At 63.7% G+C, this 17,637-nt stretch carries 16 protein-coding genes; 9 read left to right on the top strand and 7 right to left on the bottom strand.

What is annotated here, in order from left to right:
* Window positions 1-15: 15 nt before the first annotated feature.
* Window positions 16-723, bottom strand: coding sequence for a 6-phosphogluconolactonase (gene pgl, locus F455_RS0111220; protein WP_018973385.1), 708 nt, complete (start codon window positions 721-723; stop codon window positions 16-18).
* A complete protein-coding gene (gene zwf / locus F455_RS0111215) occupies window positions 720-2,189 on the bottom strand; it encodes a glucose-6-phosphate dehydrogenase (protein WP_018973384.1) in 1,470 nt (489 codons plus the stop codon). The genes pgl and zwf overlap by 4 nt, the downstream gene beginning before the upstream one ends.
* 921 nt (window positions 2,190-3,110) lie before the next feature.
* Between zwf and F455_RS0111210 the strand changes: the two genes are divergently transcribed.
* The 3 genes from F455_RS0111210 to nagA all read left to right on the top strand — a co-directional run bounded on the left by F455_RS0111210 (window position 3,111) and on the right by nagA (window position 6,268).
* On the top strand, window positions 3,111-3,866 hold the full coding sequence (locus F455_RS0111210; protein WP_018973383.1) for a GntR family transcriptional regulator: 756 nt from the start codon (window positions 3,111-3,113) through the stop codon (window positions 3,864-3,866).
* A gap of 70 nt (window positions 3,867-3,936) precedes the next feature.
* Window positions 3,937-4,971 (top strand): SIS domain-containing protein, encoded by a 1,035-nt coding sequence (locus F455_RS0111205; RefSeq protein ID WP_026293297.1) that lies wholly within the window; start codon window positions 3,937-3,939, stop codon window positions 4,969-4,971.
* Window positions 4,972-5,116: 145 nt separating this feature from the next.
* Window positions 5,117-6,268, top strand: coding sequence for an N-acetylglucosamine-6-phosphate deacetylase (gene nagA / locus F455_RS0111200; RefSeq protein WP_018973381.1), 1,152 nt, complete (start codon window positions 5,117-5,119; stop codon window positions 6,266-6,268).
* Between the two features lie 20 nt (window positions 6,269-6,288).
* Here nagA and F455_RS0111195 read toward each other — a convergent pair whose 3' ends face one another.
* Together F455_RS0111195 and F455_RS0111190 are read right to left on the bottom strand one after the other, a co-directional pair.
* Window positions 6,289-7,272 (bottom strand): NAD-dependent epimerase/dehydratase family protein, encoded by a 984-nt coding sequence (locus tag F455_RS0111195; RefSeq protein ID WP_020684076.1) that lies wholly within the window; start codon window positions 7,270-7,272, stop codon window positions 6,289-6,291.
* 32 nt (window positions 7,273-7,304) lie between these two features.
* Complete coding sequence (locus F455_RS0111190) at window positions 7,305-8,300, bottom strand: glucokinase (RefSeq protein WP_018973379.1); 996 nt, start codon at window positions 8,298-8,300, stop codon at window positions 7,305-7,307.
* 303 nt (window positions 8,301-8,603) lie between these two features.
* Between F455_RS0111190 and rpsP the strand changes: the two genes are divergently transcribed.
* The 4 genes from rpsP (at window position 8,604) to rplS (ending at window position 10,579) form a co-directional block, all read left to right on the top strand.
* Window positions 8,604-8,864 (top strand): 30S ribosomal protein S16, encoded by a 261-nt coding sequence (rpsP, locus tag F455_RS0111185; RefSeq protein WP_018973378.1) that lies wholly within the window; start codon window positions 8,604-8,606, stop codon window positions 8,862-8,864.
* A gap of 20 nt (window positions 8,865-8,884) precedes the next feature.
* Window positions 8,885-9,400 carry a ribosome maturation factor RimM gene (gene rimM / locus F455_RS0111180; protein WP_018973377.1) on the top strand — a complete coding sequence of 172 codons (516 nt, stop codon included), beginning with the start codon at window positions 8,885-8,887 and terminating at the stop codon, window positions 9,398-9,400.
* 62 nt (window positions 9,401-9,462) lie between these two features.
* A complete protein-coding gene (gene trmD / locus F455_RS0111175; RefSeq protein ID WP_245539993.1) occupies window positions 9,463-10,143 on the top strand; it encodes a tRNA (guanosine(37)-N1)-methyltransferase TrmD in 681 nt (226 codons plus the stop codon).
* 67 nt (window positions 10,144-10,210) lie between these two features.
* Entirely contained in the window at window positions 10,211-10,579 is a 369-nt protein-coding gene (rplS, locus tag F455_RS0111170; RefSeq protein ID WP_018973375.1) for a 50S ribosomal protein L19, read from the top strand.
* Between the two features lie 785 nt (window positions 10,580-11,364).
* Here rplS and F455_RS0111165 read toward each other — a convergent pair.
* Window positions 11,365-12,975 (bottom strand): inorganic phosphate transporter, encoded by a 1,611-nt coding sequence (locus F455_RS0111165; protein WP_018973374.1) that lies wholly within the window; start codon window positions 12,973-12,975, stop codon window positions 11,365-11,367.
* Window positions 12,976-13,103: 128 nt separating this feature from the next.
* Here F455_RS0111165 and htpG point away from each other — a divergent pair, with 128 nt between their 5' ends.
* Window positions 13,104-15,002, top strand: a complete 1,899-nt coding sequence (gene htpG / locus F455_RS0111160; protein ID WP_018973373.1) for a molecular chaperone HtpG — start codon at window positions 13,104-13,106, stop codon at window positions 15,000-15,002.
* A 125-nt stretch (window positions 15,003-15,127) separates the two neighbouring features.
* Window positions 15,128-15,787, top strand: coding sequence for a histidine phosphatase family protein (locus F455_RS0111155; protein ID WP_018973372.1), 660 nt, complete (start codon window positions 15,128-15,130; stop codon window positions 15,785-15,787).
* A gap of 20 nt (window positions 15,788-15,807) precedes the next feature.
* On the opposite strand, the gene F455_RS0111150 is transcribed toward F455_RS0111155, so the two are convergent.
* On the bottom strand, window positions 15,808-16,545 hold the full coding sequence (locus tag F455_RS0111150; protein WP_018973371.1) for a 2OG-Fe(II) oxygenase: 738 nt from the start codon (window positions 16,543-16,545) through the stop codon (window positions 15,808-15,810).
* Window positions 16,542-17,609 (bottom strand): bifunctional DNA-binding transcriptional regulator/O6-methylguanine-DNA methyltransferase Ada, encoded by a 1,068-nt coding sequence (gene ada / locus F455_RS0111145; RefSeq protein WP_018973370.1) that lies wholly within the window; start codon window positions 17,607-17,609, stop codon window positions 16,542-16,544. The genes F455_RS0111150 and ada overlap by 4 nt, the downstream gene beginning before the upstream one ends.
* Window positions 17,610-17,637 lie beyond the last annotated feature (28 nt).

Below are 17,637 nucleotides of genomic sequence, written 5' to 3'. Positions count from 1 at the left end.
GGGATTTCTCGGGACTCAAGGGCACCAATACACCCGAACCGGCGCGTGCGCGTTGCCGAGCACGGCGCTGATCGGATAGGCGCGGTTCGTGGCGGCGACGTAGCGCGCGCTTTCGAGCACTTCACGCTTGCGTTCGCCTTCGATGTGCAGATAGATCGCGCGGCTGTCGAGGATCGCCGGCAGGGTCAGCGTGATGCGCGGTTCGCCCGCGCCGGGAGCGCGCATCGGCAGAACCAGCGCATCGCCGTGCGGATCGGTCGCCTCGGCGAGCTTGTCGCCGCCGGGGAAGAACGACGCGGTGTGTCCATCCTCGCCCATGCCGAGCACGAGTGCATCGAACGGCAGGTCGAGCATGGCGATGCGTGCGGCGACCGCGTGTACACCTTCCTCGGGCGTCGCGATGCCGGCTTGGTAAAGCGGCGCGAATCCCGCGGCGGCGGCGGCACCTTGCAGCAGGTTGGCGCGCACGAAAGCTTCATTGGAGCGCGCATCGTCGGCCGGCACCCAGCGTTCATCGACCAGGGTGACAACAACCTTGTTCCAGTCGAGCGATCGTTGCGAAAGGGCGTGGAAGAAGCGCAGCGGCGTCTTGCCGCCCGACACCGCGAGCAGGGCGCGACCGCGGGTGGCGATACCTTGCGCAAGATTGTCGGCGACCGCGACGGCAAGCGCCTCGGCGAGTTGCGCGCCATCGGCGAAACGCTGGTAGTCGAGCGTACTCATGCGTCGTTCGTGTCCGCGTCGTGCCAGGTGCGGCCGTCGCGTTCGATCAGCGCGACCGACGCGCTCGGTCCCCAGGTGCCCGCGGTGTAGGGCTTGGGCGCTTCGGGACTCGCCTTCCATGCAGCAAGAATCGGATCGACCCAGCTCCATGCCGCCTCGACTTCATCGCGACGCATGAACAAGGTGAGGTTGCCACGCACGACGTCGAGCAACAGGCGCTCGTAGGCGTCGGGCTGCGACACGCCGAATGCTTCGGCGAAACTCATGTCGAGCGGCACTTCCTGCAGGCGCAGCCCGCCGGGGCCTGGCGACTTGATCATCAGCCACAGCTTCACACCTTCATCAGGCTGCAGGCGCAACACGAGTTTGTTCGGCGCGATCGGGCCGGCCGAGGGCAGGAAGATCGAATGCGGAATCTCCTTGAACTCGATGACGATCTCCGACACGCGCGCCGGCAGGCGCTTGCCCGTGCGCAGGTAGAACGGCACGCCGGCCCAGCGCCAGTTGTCGACCTCGGCCTTGATCGCGACGAAGGTGTCGGTGTTCGAACTCGGCTTGCCGAGGTCTTCGAGATAGCCCGGCACCGCGCCGCCGTTGCTCGCGCCGGCGCGGTACTGGCCGCGCACGGTGTGCAGGATCGCATTGTTCTGGTCGATGGCTTTGAGCGAGCGCAGCACCTTGAGCTTCTCGTCGCGCACCGCGTCGGCGTCGAGCGAGGCGGGCGCTTCCATCGCGACCATGCAGAGCAGCTGCAGAATGTGGTTCTGCACCATGTCGCGCAGCGCGCCGGCGTTGTCGTAGTAGGCGCCGCGTTTCTCCAGGCCGACCGTCTCGGCGACCGTGATCTGCACGTGGTCGATGCGCCGCGCGTTCCACAGCGGCTCGAACAGCACGTTGCCGAAGCGCAGCGCGAGCAGGTTCTGCACCGTCTCCTTGCCGAGATAGTGATCGATGCGGAACACGTGCTTTTCGTCGAACGCGCTGGCGACATCGTTGTTGATTACCGTTGCGCTGGCGAGGTCGCTGCCGATCGGCTTCTCGATCACCACGCGCGCGTCGTCGCCGTTGAGGCCGTGCGCGCGCAGGCGGTCGCAGATCGCGACGAACAGGCTCGGGCTTGTCGACAGGTAGAACACGCGTACGCGACCCTTGCGCGACTTGAGGTCGGTTTCGAATTCGTTCCAGCCGTCGTCCTGGGTCGCGTCGAGGCCGAAGTAGTGCACCATCGCGAGAAAGTGGTCGACGGTTTCCGCATCGGCGTTCTTCACGTGCTGCGCGATCGCCGCGCGCACGCTGGTGCGATACGACTCGTCGGTGTCCTTGGTACGGGCGACGCCGATGATGCGGCTGTCGGGCGGAATCTGGCCATCGGCATAGCGCCGGTACATCGCCGGCAGGAGCTTGCGCATGGCGAGATCGCCGGTGCCACCGAAGATCACGAGATCAAACAGATCGACCACTTTCATTTCTGCCACTGGGGTGCTCCGGGACCTTAGTTTTGTGCTGAAATTCTATTGGATTTTTAGATGATACCACTTTCATACCACTGATTGCCAATAGCGCTGACGCCCGCTTTGCTGCAGCCTGTCATTCCGGCAGGGAATGACGGAATCCAGACTGCATTGATGCTACGGCTACGCGCTGTCGAAGTCGCGTCCGTCCGCTTTTCCGCGCGCGTCCGTCGCGCGGGTTACTTTTCTTTGCTTGCCCAAAGAAAAGTAACCAAAAGAAATGCACCCCGGATGCCGCGCTGCCTACGGCAGTTCGCGAGGACAGGCCGGGGTTCGTTGATTGAACATCCCTGTTCAAGCAACGAACTCGCGCGCGTCGTGCGCGCGCTCCTGCGGACATTTCCGTCCCGCCCTCGCCGCGGCAAACGGGGACCCGAAAATCAATAGCAGGATCAAGAGCAACGGCGCGCGGCGCCTTGCTCTGGCCTCTGCTCTGCGCGCAGGACGCGCGCTGCTCTTGGCTTCTCCGGGTCCCCATTGCATTGCGGCGGCAGCGGACGAAAAGGCCCGAAGGGGGCGCGCGAGGACCGCGCGCATTCCGCTATTGCACATGGACGTGCAATTAGCGGAACCCGGCCGCTGATGCGGACCCGGAGCGCGGGACGCGCGCCGGGCGCAATGCTCTGGGGTGCATTTCTTTGCTTACTTTCTTTGTGCAAGCAAAGAAAGTGAAACGCTCGCCCGAAGGGCGAGTGGAAGCACTTGCTCCATAGACGCAAGATCAAAGAAAGAGCTGGATTCCCACCTCGTGGGAATGACGACAGGCGCCATACGCTGCGGGATTCTTCGCACATGGCTGAGTGCGCATACGGAAGTGCAGCGAACGAGAGCAAAGCGCCATTGGCCAAAGTGGTATTTTATTGGTATGATTGTGGCATGCAAGCAACCTTGTACGGCGAATACCGGAAACTCGACCGCGGCGGCAGCGACGCGCAACGTTCGCTCGCGTACTTGCGCCTGCGTCGCGCGATCCAGAACACGATCGAGTCCGGTGCGTTTCCGCCGGGGCAGGCGTTGCCGAGCGAGCGCGATCTGGCGAAGAAACTCGCGTTGTCGCGCGTGACCGTGCGCAAGGCGATCGGCGGGCTCGTCGAAGACGGCCTGCTGACGCAGCGCCACGGCGCCGGTACCTTCGTTGCCGAGCGCATCGTCAAATCGTTTTCGCGGCTGACCGGGTTCACCGACGATCTGCGCGCGCGTGGGCTCAAGCCGCGCGTGAAATTCCTCGAACGCGGCGTCGGCGAAGTCACGCCGGAAGAGGCGATGGCACTCAATCTTTCGCCGGGTGCCGACGTGATCCGTCTGCGCCGCCTGCGTTTTGCCGACGACAAACCGCTTGCGGTCGAATCAACGGTGGTGCCGGCCACGGTCATCGCCGATCCGAATGCGATCAAGCTGTCGCTCTACGATGCGCTTGCGCAGATTGGTTGCCGGCCGACACGCGCGCTGCAGCGCCTGCGCGCGGTCGCGCTCGGCGCCGACGAAGCGAAGTTGCTCGATTGCGATGCCGGCAGTCCGGCGCTGGCGATCGAACGCCGTGCGTTTCTCGACGACGGGCGCGTGGTCGAGTTCACCACCTCGCTGTATCGCGGCGACGCCTACGATTTCGTCGCCGAACTGCACGGCGAGTAGAGGCTTTGCGTACCCATCGAGCCGAATTCCCGCTACCATGCCGAACTCAAATGACAACGATGTCACGCCAATGCTGAAGCCGAACGAGACTAAGATGTTCCACGAGGCTGGCGAGAGCGCCGATGCGATCGCGCGCCAGCTTGTTGCCAACGACGGCATCGTTACCGGGCTGGTCGACAAGCTCAAGGCCGCACCGCCGCGCTTCATCGTCACCTGCGCGCGCGGCAGCTCGGATCACGCGGCCACGTTCGGCAAGTACGTGTTCGAGACGCAGGTCGGTCTGATGACCGCCTCGGCATCGCCTTCGATCAGTTCGATCTATCACTCAAAGCAGCAGTTGGACGGCGCGCTCTACATCGCGATTTCGCAGTCGGGCGGCAGCCCCGATCTCGTACGCGCGGCGAGCGGTGCGCGTGAGGCCGGCGCGCACGTCGTCGCGCTCGTCAATGTCGAGGACTCGCCGCTGGCCAAGGTCGCCGACACCGTGGTCCCGTTGCGTGCAGGACCGGAACTCAGTGTCGCAGCGACGAAGAGCTATCTCTGCGCCTTGTCCGCGCTGGTGCATATAGCCTCGCGTTGGAAGGGCGACGAGGCGCTGTACTCGGCGTTGCAGGCGACACCCGCAGCGATGCGTGCGACCTGGGCAATGGATTGGTCGGCGCTCGTGAACGGGCTGGTCGGCGCAAACGATCTTTTCGTCGTCGGCCGTGGCCTCGGCCTCGGCGCGGCCCAGGAAGCCGCGCTCAAGCTCAAGGAAACCTGCGGCCTGCATGCCGAGGCGTTCAGTTCTGCCGAGGTGAAACACGGGCCGATGGCTTTGGTCGGTCGCGATTTCCCGGTCCTGTTCCTGACCCAGCAGGACGAGTCCATCGCCGGCATACGCGAAGTCGCCGACGAATTCGCCACGCGCGGCGCGAAGGTGTGGGTCACCTCGTCCGATCCGGCGCAGGCACACCGGTTGCCGGTCGCCGCCGCGCCGCATCCGGTCTGCGCGCCGTTGATCGCGGTGCAGGGTTTCTACAAGGCGGCGAATGCATTGTCGATCGCGCGCGGGCACAATCCCGACGTGCCGCCGCATCTGAATAAAGTCACGAGAACCGTGTGATGGGCAACTCGAAAAAGCGTAGCGAGCGAAGAGAATTTGTGAGTCGCCGGCGCGCAGGAACCGGAGCATACGTAGAGTATGTGAGGATTCCGAGCACCGCCGGCGCGCAAATTATCGAGCACAGTAGATTTTTCGAGGTGCCCAGATGACAACGACCGCGCTGGTAAACGCCAAGGTGCTTGTCGAAGAGGGTTTTCGCGACGGGCTTGCGGTGCTGATCGAAAACGGGCGCATCACCGACATCGCCGACGAATCCCTCGCACGCGCACGTGCGCAACACGCGCACGACCTGCGCGGGGCCAAGCTCGTTCCCGGCTTCATCGATACGCAAGTCAACGGCGGCGGCGGCGTGCTGTTCAACGACGAGCCGAGCGTCGATGCGGTGCGCCGCATCGCGCAGGCGCATCGACGCTTCGGCACGACCGGCATGTTGCCGACATTAATCAGCGACGATGCCGAAGTCATGTGGCGCGCGATCGCCGCGGTCGACGCCGCGATCGAACAACACGTACCGGGCGTGCTCGGCATTCATCTCGAAGGCCCTTATCTCGCGCCGGCGCGCAAGGGCGTGCATGACGCGAGCAAGTTCCGTGTTCCCGGCGCGGACGAGATCGCGATGGCCGCGTCGCTGCGCAACGGCAAGACCTTGCTGACCCTGGCGCCCGACCGCGTGCCGGCCGAGGTGATCCGCGAGTTCGTCGCGCGCGGCGTGATCGTCGCAGCCGGTCATACCGCGGCCAGTTACGATGAAACACGCGCCGCACTCGATCTCGGCGTGCGTGGTTTCACCCATCTCTACAATGCGATGACGCCGCTCAACGGGCGCGAGCCGGGCGTCGTCGGCGCCGCGCTCGACGATCGCATGAGCTGGTGCGGCGTGATCGTCGACGGGCATCATGTGCATGCGGCTTCGCTGCGCGTCGCGCTCGACGCCAAGCCACGCGGCAAGATCATCCTCGTCACCGACGCGATGCCGCCGGTCGGCTCGAACAATCCCTCCTTCCGCATCAACGGCGAGGTCGCGACCGCGCGCGACGGCCTGCTCACCGTGCCCGATGGCACGCTCGCCGGTTCGGTGCTCGATATGGCGCAGGCGGTGCGTAACACGTTCGTTTGGCTCGATGTGCCGTTGGACGAGGCGGTGCGCATGGCCTCGACTTATCCGGCGGAATTCATTGGCCTGGGCGCAACGCACGGCCGCATTGCGCCCGGTTACGCGGCAGATTTGGTCGCACTCGACGATCAATTGAAAGTCGCTGCGACCTGGATCGGCGGTTCCGTTGAGGAATACGCATAGCGCATTTCGGGCAGCGAGGTTTAGTCGACCGGAAACGGGCCTTCTTCGAACACTTCCTCGTGATATCCCTTTGACCCGATCGCTTGTGCGAGCGGGCTGCGGAAATCCTCGCTTGCGTGCAGGCGCTCGAGCACATAGCCGAAGTCGTAGCGTGGTTGCCAGCCGAGTTCGCGGCGTGCGAGGTCGTTGACGTAGACGCGATCGATGGTGTCGAACATGCGCCAGCCGCGGCGTGCGTATTCTTCCGCGTAGGAAGGGAACAGGCGACGCAACACAGATGGCGCATCGCTACGCAAGGCAGGCAGGTCGTCGCGCGAAAACGGTGTCGTCGCGCTGATGATGTAGCGGCCGAAACCGATCGTCGGCGCCTTGTCGATCGCACGCAGATGCGCGTCGACGATGTCGGCGACGTCGACGCGGCGATAGAGGAACTCGTTCGCTTTGATATTGGCGTCGATAAAATTCTCGCGCATCTCGCGGCTATCGTCCGCCTCGGGAAAGAAGCGCGAAGTGCGCAGTACGAGACAGGGCAGGCTGAACTTGCGCCGGAACAACTGGCACAGGTTCTCGGCGGCGAGCTTGGTGACGCCGTAGATGTTCTTCGCGATCGGCGTCACATCCTCGGTGATCCACGCGGCCGGCGCGCCTGCGGGCGGAGTCAGTGCGTCGCCGAATGCGCTCGTCGTGCTGGTGAAGATGAAAGATTTCGTTTTCGCGGCAACGGCTTCTTCGAGCAGGTTGAGCGTGCCGCTGACGTTCGTGTCGACGAAATCCTGGCGTGCGTGCGTGGCGACGTGCGGCTTGTGCAACGTCGCCGCGTGCAGCACCGCGTCGACACCGCGCATGCAGTCATGCACGAAGTCGCGATCGGCGATAGAGCCCACTTTGTCCGTGTACGCGGAAGGCAGGATGTCGATGCCGACGACGTCATGTTGCGTGTCGCGCAGGCTGCGCATCAGCGCTTCGCCGAGATGGCCGCTGCTGCCAGTGACGAGAATTTTCATGTGGCTGTTTCTTTGGCGCGGCGCGGCCGCGTTCACGCATCCGCGCGATGATCCTGATACCACGCTGCCGCGCCGATCAAGCCGAGCTGGCCGTGCTCGATCAGCCAGATCGGCACGTGCTTGATCACGTCGCCGAGCGCACCCTTGTTGTGATAGCGCGCGACGAAGTTGCTGGTCGGCAGGAACGAGCGGATGCGCGAGGGAATGCCGCCGGCGAGGAACACGGCGCGCGCATTGTAGGCAAGTACGAGATCGCCGATCAGGCTGCCGAGCAGGCCGCAGAATACGCTCAGCGCGGTCACTGCCTGCGGGTTGGCGTGGGCGAGCGCGGCCGCGGTGACTTCGGCGGGCGTCTTCAGCAGCGCCGGCACGCCATGCAGCGTACAGATGCATTCGTAGAGATTGAGCAGGCCCGGACCCGATACGGCACGTTCGCGATCGACGTGCGGCCAGCGCTTGAACAGCTCGCGCAGGATATTCAGTTCGAGCTCGTTTCCCGGCGCAAGTGCGGCGTGACCGGCTTCGCTCGTGATCACGACCGGGCGCGGCTTGTGCGGGATGCGCACGGCCTGGCCGAGTCCCGTGCCCGGGCCGACCACGAGCGTGGTCACGGTCGCCGGATCGACCAGCTGGCCGCTCAGCAACTCCGCAGAAGCAAGATCGATGTGCGGCGCGGCATGGGCCAGCGCCTCATAATCGTTGATCAGCGCCAACTCTTTTAAATGTGCGGCTTGGCGCGTCTGCGACAGCGACACGTGCCAGGGCAGGTTCGGATTGATCAGGCTGTCGCCGACCTGCAGGCCGGCAATCGCGATCGCGGCGCTGACCGTGGATGCGTCGCCGTGCGTCTCGATGAAGGTGCGCAGGATAGTCGCAAGGTCGGGGTATTCGGCGCAGATGTATTCGGAATAGTGCAGGATGGACACGCTGCCGGCTGCGGTGAAGCGGACGAGGGCGAGGCGCGCGTGGGTGCCGCCGACGTCGGCGGCGATGAAGGGGACGTCGGAGGCGGCGGGCGTGGCAGTCAAGGCAGATTCCTGGAGCGAAATGCAATACGGAGCGCCCGGCGCGCGGGACGTGCGAGTGTGTTCACGCCCCGCAGCCTTGTCAATGCGTGTTTGAAACGCGGGATAAGGCTTGACGCGGCAGGCGGAAAACTCCGGAATTCGGCCTTTGTTCTGGCCACGTCGCTGAAAACCTTTATTTTTTCCCAGATTTAGCTAAAATACGCAGTTCCCGAACTGCCGTTGCCCGCTCTGCGGGCGCGCCGCGTGTGTCGCGGCCGGCGCAAGGGAACACAAACGTACCCGATAAATTCTCGAGAAATAAACATGGTCAAGATTCGTCTTTCCCGCGGCGGCGCCAAAGGCCGTCCGTTCTACCACGTCATCGTTGCCGACGAGCGCAAGGCGCGCGACGGTCGCAACATCGAGCGCGTGGGCTTCTTCAACCCGGTCGCGGCCGGCAAGGAAGTCCGCCTGCAGCTCGATCTCGATCGCGTCAGCAACTGGATCGCCAAAGGCGCCCAGCCGAGCGAGAAAGTGCGCGCGCTCATCAAGGAAGCTGGCAAGCAGGCGAAGGCCGCGGCCTGATCGCCGCGCAGGCCGCTGCGATGGCCGCGCGAGACGAAAAGAAGCTTGTCCTCGGCAAGATCGTCGGCCTGTACGGCGTCGAAGGCTGGGTCAAGCTCGAGTCGTACAGCGACCCCCGTGCGCGGATCTTCAAATACTCGCCCTGGTTCGTCGGTTCCGCCGATGCGATGGTCGAGTACGCGAACGTGAAGGGCAGGACGCAGGGCAAGGGCATCGTCGCCCATCTGCCCGGCGTCGCCAGCCGCGATGCCGCGGCGGCCTTGATCGGCGCGGAGATCCGCATATCGCGTTCTGCGCTGTCGAAGCCGAAACCGGGCGAGTACTACTGGGTCGATCTCGAAGGACTCGATGTCTTCAACCTCGAAGGCATCGCGTTTGGCAAGGTCAGCCACCTGTTCTCGACCGGCGCCAACGATGTTCTCGTCGTCAGGGACGGCGAACGCGAGAGGCTGGTACCGTTTGTCACCGAGCAGTTCGTCAAGGAAGTCGACATCGACGGCAGCAGGATCGTCGTCGACTGGGATGCGGAGTTCTAGCCGTGCGGGTGGATGTCATCACGCTGTTCCCGGAGTTCGTCGACGCGGCGGCCAGGGTCGGCGTGGTCGGGCGGGCGCAGGATCGTGGTTTGCTCGACGTGCATGGCTGGAATCCGCGCGATTATGCGACCGATGCTTATCGGCGCGTGGACGAGCGACCGTTCGGAGGCGGCCCTGGCATGGTGATGCTGATCGAGCCGTTGCGCGACGCATTGCGCGCGGCGCGGGCGGCGGATCCGAGGCCGGTTCGGACGATTTTCCTGAGTCCGCAGGGAACGCGGCTTACCCAGGACAAGGTGCGTGAACTCGCGAAGGAAGATCGGTTGATCCTCCTCTGCGGGCGCTACGAGGCGGTGGACGAGCGCCTGATCGAGCACGAAGTCGACGAAGAGATTTCGATCGGCGACTACGTGCTCTCGGGTGGCGAGCTGGCCGCGGCGGTGCTGATCGATGCGATCGGACGGCTGCAGGACGGCGCGCTCAACGACGCCGCCTCGGCGCAGCAGGATTCGTTCTCGGACGGCCTGCTCGACTGCCCGCACTACACGCGGCCGGTCACGCACGAGCTCGGCGAGGTGCCTGCGGTGCTGTTGTCCGGCGACCATGCGGCGATCGCGAAATGGCGGCGGAAACAGGCACTTGGACGTACCTGGCAGCGTCGCCCCGAGCTTCTGGCCAGGGCGATGCTCAAACCGGAAGAAAATTTATTTTTGCTTGAATTTCAGAAAGATACGAAAAAGTAGTGAAGTGGGTCGTCAGAGCGGCCCAAATCTAGGCATATAATCCCATCCAACTTGAGTGACCCGTGTCATGAACCTCCTCCAACAATTCGAAGCTTCTCAGATCAACCGCAAACTGCCCGAGTTCAGCCCGGGTGATACGGTCGTCGTCAACGTCAAGGTCAAGGAAGGCAACCGCGAGCGCGTACAGGCCTACGAAGGCGTAGTCATCGCGAAGAAGAACGCGGGCCTCAACTCGGCCTTCACGGTGCGCAAGATTTCCCACGGTTTCGGCGTCGAGCGCGTGTTCCAGTCGCACAGCCCGACGATCGACTCGGTCAACGTCAAGCGTCGCGGCAAGGTTCGCGGTGCCAAGCTGTATTACCTGCGCGGTCTCGAAGGCAAGGCGGCGCGCATCCAGGAAGACCTGTCCAAGCACGGTGCGGCCGGCGCAGAGTAATTTCCGAACATTCCGGCGGGGTCGCCGGATAACCTCTTGGAGCATTGAGTCGCGTCTGTGCTCCTCGTCCAAAGCGGCCGCCAGAAATGGCGGCCGCTTTGTCTTTTCTGGGGTTGGCGCTGCGCTGGCTTTCTGGTTTGCTCGTCGTTTCCGCGTACCTGTGCTTAAGAGCAAGGGCTTCCACTCGTCCTGCGGACGAGCGGCTTACTTTCTCTGCTCGTGCAGAGAAAGTAAGCAAAGAGACACGCCCCAGAGCATTGCGCCTGTCGGGCATCCGGCCCGACAGGTCCGCGTCAGCGGCCGGGTTCCGCTAATTGCACGTCCATGTGCAATAGCGGAATGCGCGCGATCCTCGCGCGCCCCCTTCGGGCCTTTTCGTCCGCTGCCGCCGCAATGCAATGGGGACCCGGAAAAGCCGAAGCAGCGCGCACCTGCGCGCAGAAGCAAAAAGCCCCGCACGCCGTTGCTCTTGACCTTGGGTCCCCGTTTGCCGCGGCGAGGGCAGGACGGAAATGCCTGAAAGGTCGCGCGCAGGATGCGCGCGAGTTCGTTGCTTGGACAGGGATGTTCAATCAACGAACCCCGGCCTGTCCTCGCGGACTGCCGTATGCAGCGCGGCATCCGGGGTGTGTTCTCTTTGGTTACTTTCTCTTGCACAAGCAAGAGAAAGTGACCCGCGCGTGGGACGCGCGCGGCAAACGGAAGGGACGCGGCCTCGGAAAATCTAAAGCCCGAATGAAACCGGACTTCCATTTCTCCTGGAAATGACGAACGAAGGCGAGTGGTCAGAAAATCCGCGTAAACAACCAATACAGCGTCCCCGACAGCAGGATCGCCGCCGGCAACGTGAGCACCCAGGCCATGGCGAGGTTGCGCAGCGTGCCGAGTTGCAGGCCAGATTTGTTTGCCGCCATCGCGCCGGCGACGCCCGACGACAATACGTGCGTAGTCGACACGGGCAAGCCGTACATGTCGGCCGCGGCGATCGTGCTCATCGCGACGAGCTCGGCGCTGGCGCCCTGCGCGTAGGTCAGATGCGTCTTGCCGATCTTCTCGCCGATCGTCACGACGATGCGCTTCCAGCCGATCATCGTGCCGAGGCCGAGGGCAATGGCCACGGCGACTTTCACCCAGAGCGGGATGAACTTGGTCGCATCATCGATCTGCTTTTTGAATGCGACGAGGTTCTTTTTCGTGTCCGGGTCGAAGATCGCCGAATGCGTGTCCTTGTCGAGGAAGCGCATCGCTTCCGAGGTGAGGTACATGTCGTTGCGCACGTTGGCCACTGCTTCGGCCGGCAGCCGGGCGAAGGTGCCGCTCGCCTTGACCTGACTGGCGATATCGCCGGTGATCGCGCCGAGTGCCGGCACGACTTGGTCGTTCCAGGCGCGCGTGCGCACGTATTCGGACAGAGTCTTGCGCGAATCGGCCGGTGCCGGACCCACCGCATACTTCGCGAGCGAGGTTTGCGTCGTCGTCGCCATTGCCACGAACGGCGTCATCTGATCTGCCGGCATGGCGCGATTGAGCGCGTAGGCCATCGGCACGGTACCGATCAGGATCAGCATGATCAGGCCCATGCCTTTCTGGCCGTCGTTCGAGCCGTGCGCGAACGAGACGCCCGTGCAGGTGAGCACGAGCAGGCCGCGGATCCACCACGGCGGCGGCGTGTTGCCCTTCGGTTCCTGATACAGCTCGCGGTTCTTCATGAAAGCTTTGAGCACGAGCAGCAGCAGCGCCGCGCAGATGAAGCCGACGAGGGGGGAGACGAGCAGCGACCAGCCGATCTTCGTCGCCTGCGCCCAATCGACGCCACTGGTGCCGTCGCGTCCGTGCATCAGCGCGTTGGCGATGCCGACGCCGATGATCGAGCCGATCAGCGTGTGCGACGACGAGGCGGGCAGTCCGAGGTACCACGTGCCGAGATTCCACAGTATCGCCGCGATCAGCAGCGCAAACACCATCGCGAAGCCCGCGCCAGAGCCGACCTGCAGAATCAACTCGACCGGCAGCAGCGAAATCACCCCGAATGCGACCGCGCCCGAGGAGAACAGCACGCCGAGGAAATTGAACATTCCCGACCAGACCACCGCGACGTTGGCCGGCAGCGAATGCGTGTAGATCACCGTCGCCACGGCGTTCGCGGTGTCGTGAAAGCCGTTGACGAATTCGAAGCCGAGCGCGATCAGCAGCGCGATGCCGAGCAGAATGAACGGCAGCCAGGTCGTGGTGCGTACGCCCGTGCCGCCGATGTCGTTGACTAGGCTCCAGGCGGTGTAGCTCAGGCCGAGGACCAGCAGGGCGAGAAACAGGGCGATGGTCGCGAAGCCCGGTTTGTGGTCCAGGGCCGGGCGTGGCGAAGCAGGAGCGATAAAATCGGCGGCAACGGTGCTCACGGTGGCATGTCCTCAGGCCGGGACGCCCATCTTGTTTTGCTATTGTTCCCGATTGATGACAGGCTGCTTGAAAAGCGCGGTCGCCGACCCTATTCGTCCCGCAACTCATTGATAAGGAAGTTCAATCCGTGACCGCAACCGCTGAAACGCACAAATTCGAAGCCGAAGTCGCCCAGGTCCTGCACCTGGTCACGCATTCGCTGTACTCGCACAAGGAAATCTTTCTGCGCGAGCTGATTTCGAATGCCTCAGACGCCTGCGACAAGCTGCGTTTCGAGGCGCTGGGCAACCCCGAACTGCTGAGCGGCGCCAGCGAACTGCGCATCGATATCAGCGTCGACAAGGACGCGCGCACGCTGACGATTCGCGACAACGGCATCGGCATGACGCGCGACGAAGTCGTCGCCAACATCGGCACGATCGCCAGTTCGGGCACGCGCAAGTATCTCGAAGCATTGTCGGCCGAGAAGAAGGCCGATGCGAAGCTGATCGGTCAGTTCGGCGTGGGTTTCTATTCCGCCTTCGTCGTTGCCGACAAGGTGACGCTGACTACGCGCAAGGCCGGCGAGGATGCCGCCACCGGCGTGCGCTGGGAATCGGCCGGCACGGGCGAATACACGCTGGAGACACTTGACATCGCCGAGCGTGGCACTTTGGTCACGCTGCACCTCAAGGCCGACGAGGACGAGTTCCTGCACGCCTGGCAATTGCGCAGCCTCGTTGCGCGCTATTCGGACCACATCGGCTTCCCGATCCGCATGCCGGTCGACCGAGCTGATGAAAATCGGGACGGCAAACCGACCGATGAGTGGGAAGTCATCAACCAGGCTTCCGCGCTGTGGACGCGGCCAAAGTCGGAGCTCAGCGACGAGGAATACCAGAATTTCTACAAGCATATTTCGCACGACTTCAACGACGCGCTCGCGTGGACGCACAACCGCGTCGAGGGCAACCAGAATTTCACCTCGCTGCTCTACATTCCGGCGAAATCGCCGTTCGATTTCATGGGCGGCGGTCGGGACGAGCGCAAGGGGCTGAAGCTTTACGTCAAGCGCGTCTTCATCATGGACGCGGCCGAGCAGTTGCTGCCGGCCTATCTGCGCTTCGTGCGCGGAGTGGTCGATTCCGACGACCTGCCGCTCAACGTCAGCCGCGAGATCCTGCAGCAGAATCGCAATCTCGAGAAGCTGAAGGCCGCTTGCACCAAACGCGTGCTCGACCTGCTCGACAAGCTGGCGAAGGACGAGCCGGAAAAGTTCGCGACTTTCTGGAAGGAGTTCGGTCAGGTAGTCAAGGAGGGCGTGGCCGAAGACTTCGCCAACAAGGAGCGCATCGCCAAGCTGCTGCGCTTCGCTTCGACCCATACTGGCAGCGCTGCGCAGACCGTCTCGCTCGACGACTACATCGGTCGCATGAAGGCCGGCCAGGACGACATCTACTTCCTCACCGCCGACGGTTATGCCGCGGCCAAAGGCAGCCCGCAACTCGAAGCGTTGAAGGCACACGGCATCGAAGTACTGCTGCTGGTCGATCGCATCGACGAGTGGCTGTCGAACTACCTGACCGAATACGCCGGCAAGAAACTGCGCAACGTCGCCAAGGGCGATCTCGACCTGTCTAAGTTCGGCGGTGCGAACGAAGAGAAGCGCAAGGAGGCCGAAAAGGCCGCCGAAGGCGTGGTCAAAAAATTGAAGGCGCTGCTCGGCGAACGCGTGCGCGACGTGCGCGTATCGGCACGCCTGACCGATTCACCGTCGGTACTCGTGCTCGACGAACACGACATGAGTCCGGCGATGCAGCGCCTGCTCAAGCAGGCCGGCCACGACATACCCGAGGCCAAGCCCGTGCTCGAGATCAATCCGATGCATGCGTTGGTCAAGCGTCTTGAAAGCGAGAGCGACGATGCGCGTGCGGCCGACCTCGGCCTGCTCCTGCTCGAACAGGCGCAGATCCTCGAAGGCGCGCAGCTCGATGATCCCGCCGCTTACGTGCGTCGCGTCAATGCCTTGTTGGTGAATGGCGGCTGAGCAATCATCCGGCCGAAGGAGTTTCGTCAGGCCGCCGCAAGAAAACCTATGACAGTATCGTGACGGCCGTATCGACGGCCGTCCGATACCGCAGTCGCGGGGGGACATTCCACAGCGAGGTGAAGATGTCGCGTTATTCCGTGCGTGCTGCCGTCGCCATGCTTCTTCTTTCATCCGCCGTTGGCGTGACGTCGGCGGCGACTCCGACGGTCGAGACGCTTGTTTTTGTCCGCCACGGCGAGAAGCCCGCGAATGTAGATAACGGTCAGCTGACTTGCCAAGGCCAGAATCGCGCTGCCGCCTTGCCGAATATCCTTATTTCGAAATACGGAATACCGGGTTACGTGTTCGCCGTCGCGCCGAAGGAAAAACAGGACGACAGCGGCGTTGACTATTGGTACCTGCGCGCGTTGGCGACGATCGAACCGACGGCTGTCGCGGCTGGGGTAACTGTCGATCTCAAGTACGGCAAGAGCGATATCGACGAGGTCGAATCCGAACTGGCCAAGTCGAAGTATCAGAATGTCACCGTCTTCCTTGCCTGGGAGCACAACGAGCTCGTCACGCTCACCTCCAATATCGTCAAGCACTACGGCGGTGACTCGAGCGTCGTGCCGGTGTGGCCCGGTGATGACTACGACAGCATCTATGTCGTGGTCGTGACGCGCAACGGCGATCAGACCTCGGTGACGTTCGCGCATGACAACGAAGGGCTCGGTAATAATATGCCGTCAACCTGCGGACCGGCGCAGCGCACCATCTTGCCGCGTCCGCCCGTCGGCTAGCCGATTCGAGGGACGCGGGTTCAGCCTGCGTCGTGAAAGATCACGCCCAGCGTGTGCCGTCTGCCGCGGCGCACGCGACTGACGCCGTGGCGTAAGTTGACCCGATAGACGCCGCGCGCGCCCTGTACGGGGCGATGATGCACGGCGAAGATCACGCCGTCGCCCTGGCGAAGCGGCACGACTTCCGGACGCGACTGCATGCGCGGCCGCTGTTCGGTCAGCACGAATTCGCCACCATCGAAATCGCGCTGTGGTTCGGAGAGCAGGATCGCGACTTGCAGCGGAAAGACGTGCTCGCCGTACAGGTCTTGATGCAGGCAGTTGTAGTCGTCGACGCCGTACTGCAGCAGCAGCGGTGTCGGACGAATCTGTCCGGCGGCATGGCAGCGGGCGAGATAATCTTCGTGCGCCAGCGGATACTGCGTGGAGATTTCCATCGCCGCATTCCAACGGTTCGCGATCGGCGCGAGGTGCGGATAGAACGCACTGCGCAGCGTCGCCACTGTTTTCGGGAGCGGGTAACAGAAATAGCGGTATTCGCCGCGCCCATAGCCATGGCGTGCCATCACGACGCGGCTGCGGAAACGCGAGTCGTCGGCGTACAGTGCGGCGAGTTCGGCGCAGCGTTCCGGCTCGATCAGCCCTTCCACCAGCGCATTCCCGCGCGCATCGAGATCGCTCTCGATGCGCGGCCAGTCCAGGTGGTCGATACGGGTGTCCAGCGAGACGTCGACGCCTCCGAAAGCCGGAGCCGTCATGCGTGCGCCTCGCGCTCAAGCAGCGCGCGCTTGCGTTCGACGCCCCAGCGATAACCCGACAGCGCACCGTCGTTGCGCACGACGCGATGGCAGGGAATCGCCACGGCGATCTTGTTCGACGCGCAGGCCTGCGCGACGGCGCGCACGGACTTCGGCGCGCCGATGCGCTCGGCGATCTCGCTGTAGCTCGCAGTCGAGCCGGCGGGAATCTTGCGCAGCGCTTCCCAGACGCGCTGCTGGAACGCCGTGCCGCGCACGTCGAGCGGCAGATCGAGTCCTTGTTGCGGCGCCTCGACAAAGCCGACGACGCGGGCGACGAGCTTGGCGAATTGCGCGTCATCACCGATCAGTTGCGCGTTCGGGAATTGATCCTGCAGGTCGCGTGCGAGCCGATCCGGATCGTCGCCGAGCAGGATCGCGCACACGCCCTTCGCGCTGCTCGCAACCAAGATGTCGCCGAGCGAGCATTCGCCGATCGCGAAGCGGATTTCGGCGTTGGTGCCGCCGCGGCGCCAGTCGCTCGGCGTCATCCCAAGCAAGGCGTTCGACTGCTCGTAGAAGCGCGCATTCGAGTTGTAGCCTGCATCGAAGATCGCATCGGTAACACGTGTGCCGCGGCTGAGCTGGTCGCGCACGCGCTGCGCGCGATGCGCCGTAGCGTAGGCCTTCGGTGTCACCCCGGTGATGGCTTTGAACACGCGATGGAAATGATACGGGCTCATGCCCGCTTGGTCGGCGAGGGTGCCCAGGCTCGGCGCCTCGTCGGCATCCTCGATCCAGCGGCAGATTGCGGTGATCGTCGCCGCGTGCTGCTCGGCCAGCGAGGGCTGCTCCGGCTTGCAGCGCTTGCATGGGCGATAGCCGGCTTTCTCCGCGTCCGCACGCGAGGCGTGGAAAGCGATGTTCTCCGGCCGCGCCAGGCGCGCGCCGCAGGACGGGCGGCAGTAAACACCGGTGGTCTTGACCGAGTAGTAGAAGGTGCCGTCGGCGGTCGCGTCTTTGGATACGACGGCCGCCCAGCGCGGATCGGCTTCGACCTTGGCGAAGGCGGTGGTTTTCAGCATAGCGTTCATCTGCGTTCCTTGGGGTTTC

It is taken from the genome of Rudaea cellulosilytica DSM 22992 (assembly GCF_000378125.1).
GTDB classification, from domain to species: domain Bacteria; phylum Pseudomonadota; class Gammaproteobacteria; order Xanthomonadales; family Rhodanobacteraceae; genus Rudaea; species Rudaea cellulosilytica.
This window is presented reverse-complemented; position numbering and strand designations above follow the sequence as displayed.

Excerpts from the sequence above, each read along its gene's own strand:
- pgl (WP_018973385.1), bottom strand. The coding sequence starts at position 723 with ATGAGTACGCTCGACTACCAGCGTTTCGCCGATGGCGCGCAACTCGCC.
- zwf (WP_018973384.1), bottom strand. The coding sequence starts at position 2,189 with ATGAAAGTGGTCGATCTGTTTGATCTCGTGATCTTCGGTGGCACCGGC.
- F455_RS0111210 (WP_018973383.1), top strand. The coding sequence starts at position 3,111 with ATGCAAGCAACCTTGTACGGCGAATACCGGAAACTCGACCGCGGCGGC.
- F455_RS0111205 (WP_026293297.1), top strand. The coding sequence starts at position 3,937 with ATGCTGAAGCCGAACGAGACTAAGATGTTCCACGAGGCTGGCGAGAGC.
- nagA (WP_018973381.1), top strand. The coding sequence starts at position 5,117 with ATGACAACGACCGCGCTGGTAAACGCCAAGGTGCTTGTCGAAGAGGGT.
- F455_RS0111195 (WP_020684076.1), bottom strand. The coding sequence starts at position 7,272 with ATGAAAATTCTCGTCACTGGCAGCAGCGGCCATCTCGGCGAAGCGCTG.
- rpsP (WP_018973378.1), top strand. The coding sequence starts at position 8,604 with ATGGTCAAGATTCGTCTTTCCCGCGGCGGCGCCAAAGGCCGTCCGTTC.
- rimM (WP_018973377.1), top strand. The coding sequence starts at position 8,885 with ATGGCCGCGCGAGACGAAAAGAAGCTTGTCCTCGGCAAGATCGTCGGC.
- rplS (WP_018973375.1), top strand. The coding sequence starts at position 10,211 with ATGAACCTCCTCCAACAATTCGAAGCTTCTCAGATCAACCGCAAACTG.
- F455_RS0111155 (WP_018973372.1), top strand. The coding sequence starts at position 15,128 with ATGTCGCGTTATTCCGTGCGTGCTGCCGTCGCCATGCTTCTTCTTTCA.
- F455_RS0111150 (WP_018973371.1), bottom strand. The coding sequence starts at position 16,545 with ATGACGGCTCCGGCTTTCGGAGGCGTCGACGTCTCGCTGGACACCCGT.
- ada (WP_018973370.1), bottom strand. The coding sequence starts at position 17,609 with ATGCTGAAAACCACCGCCTTCGCCAAGGTCGAAGCCGATCCGCGCTGG.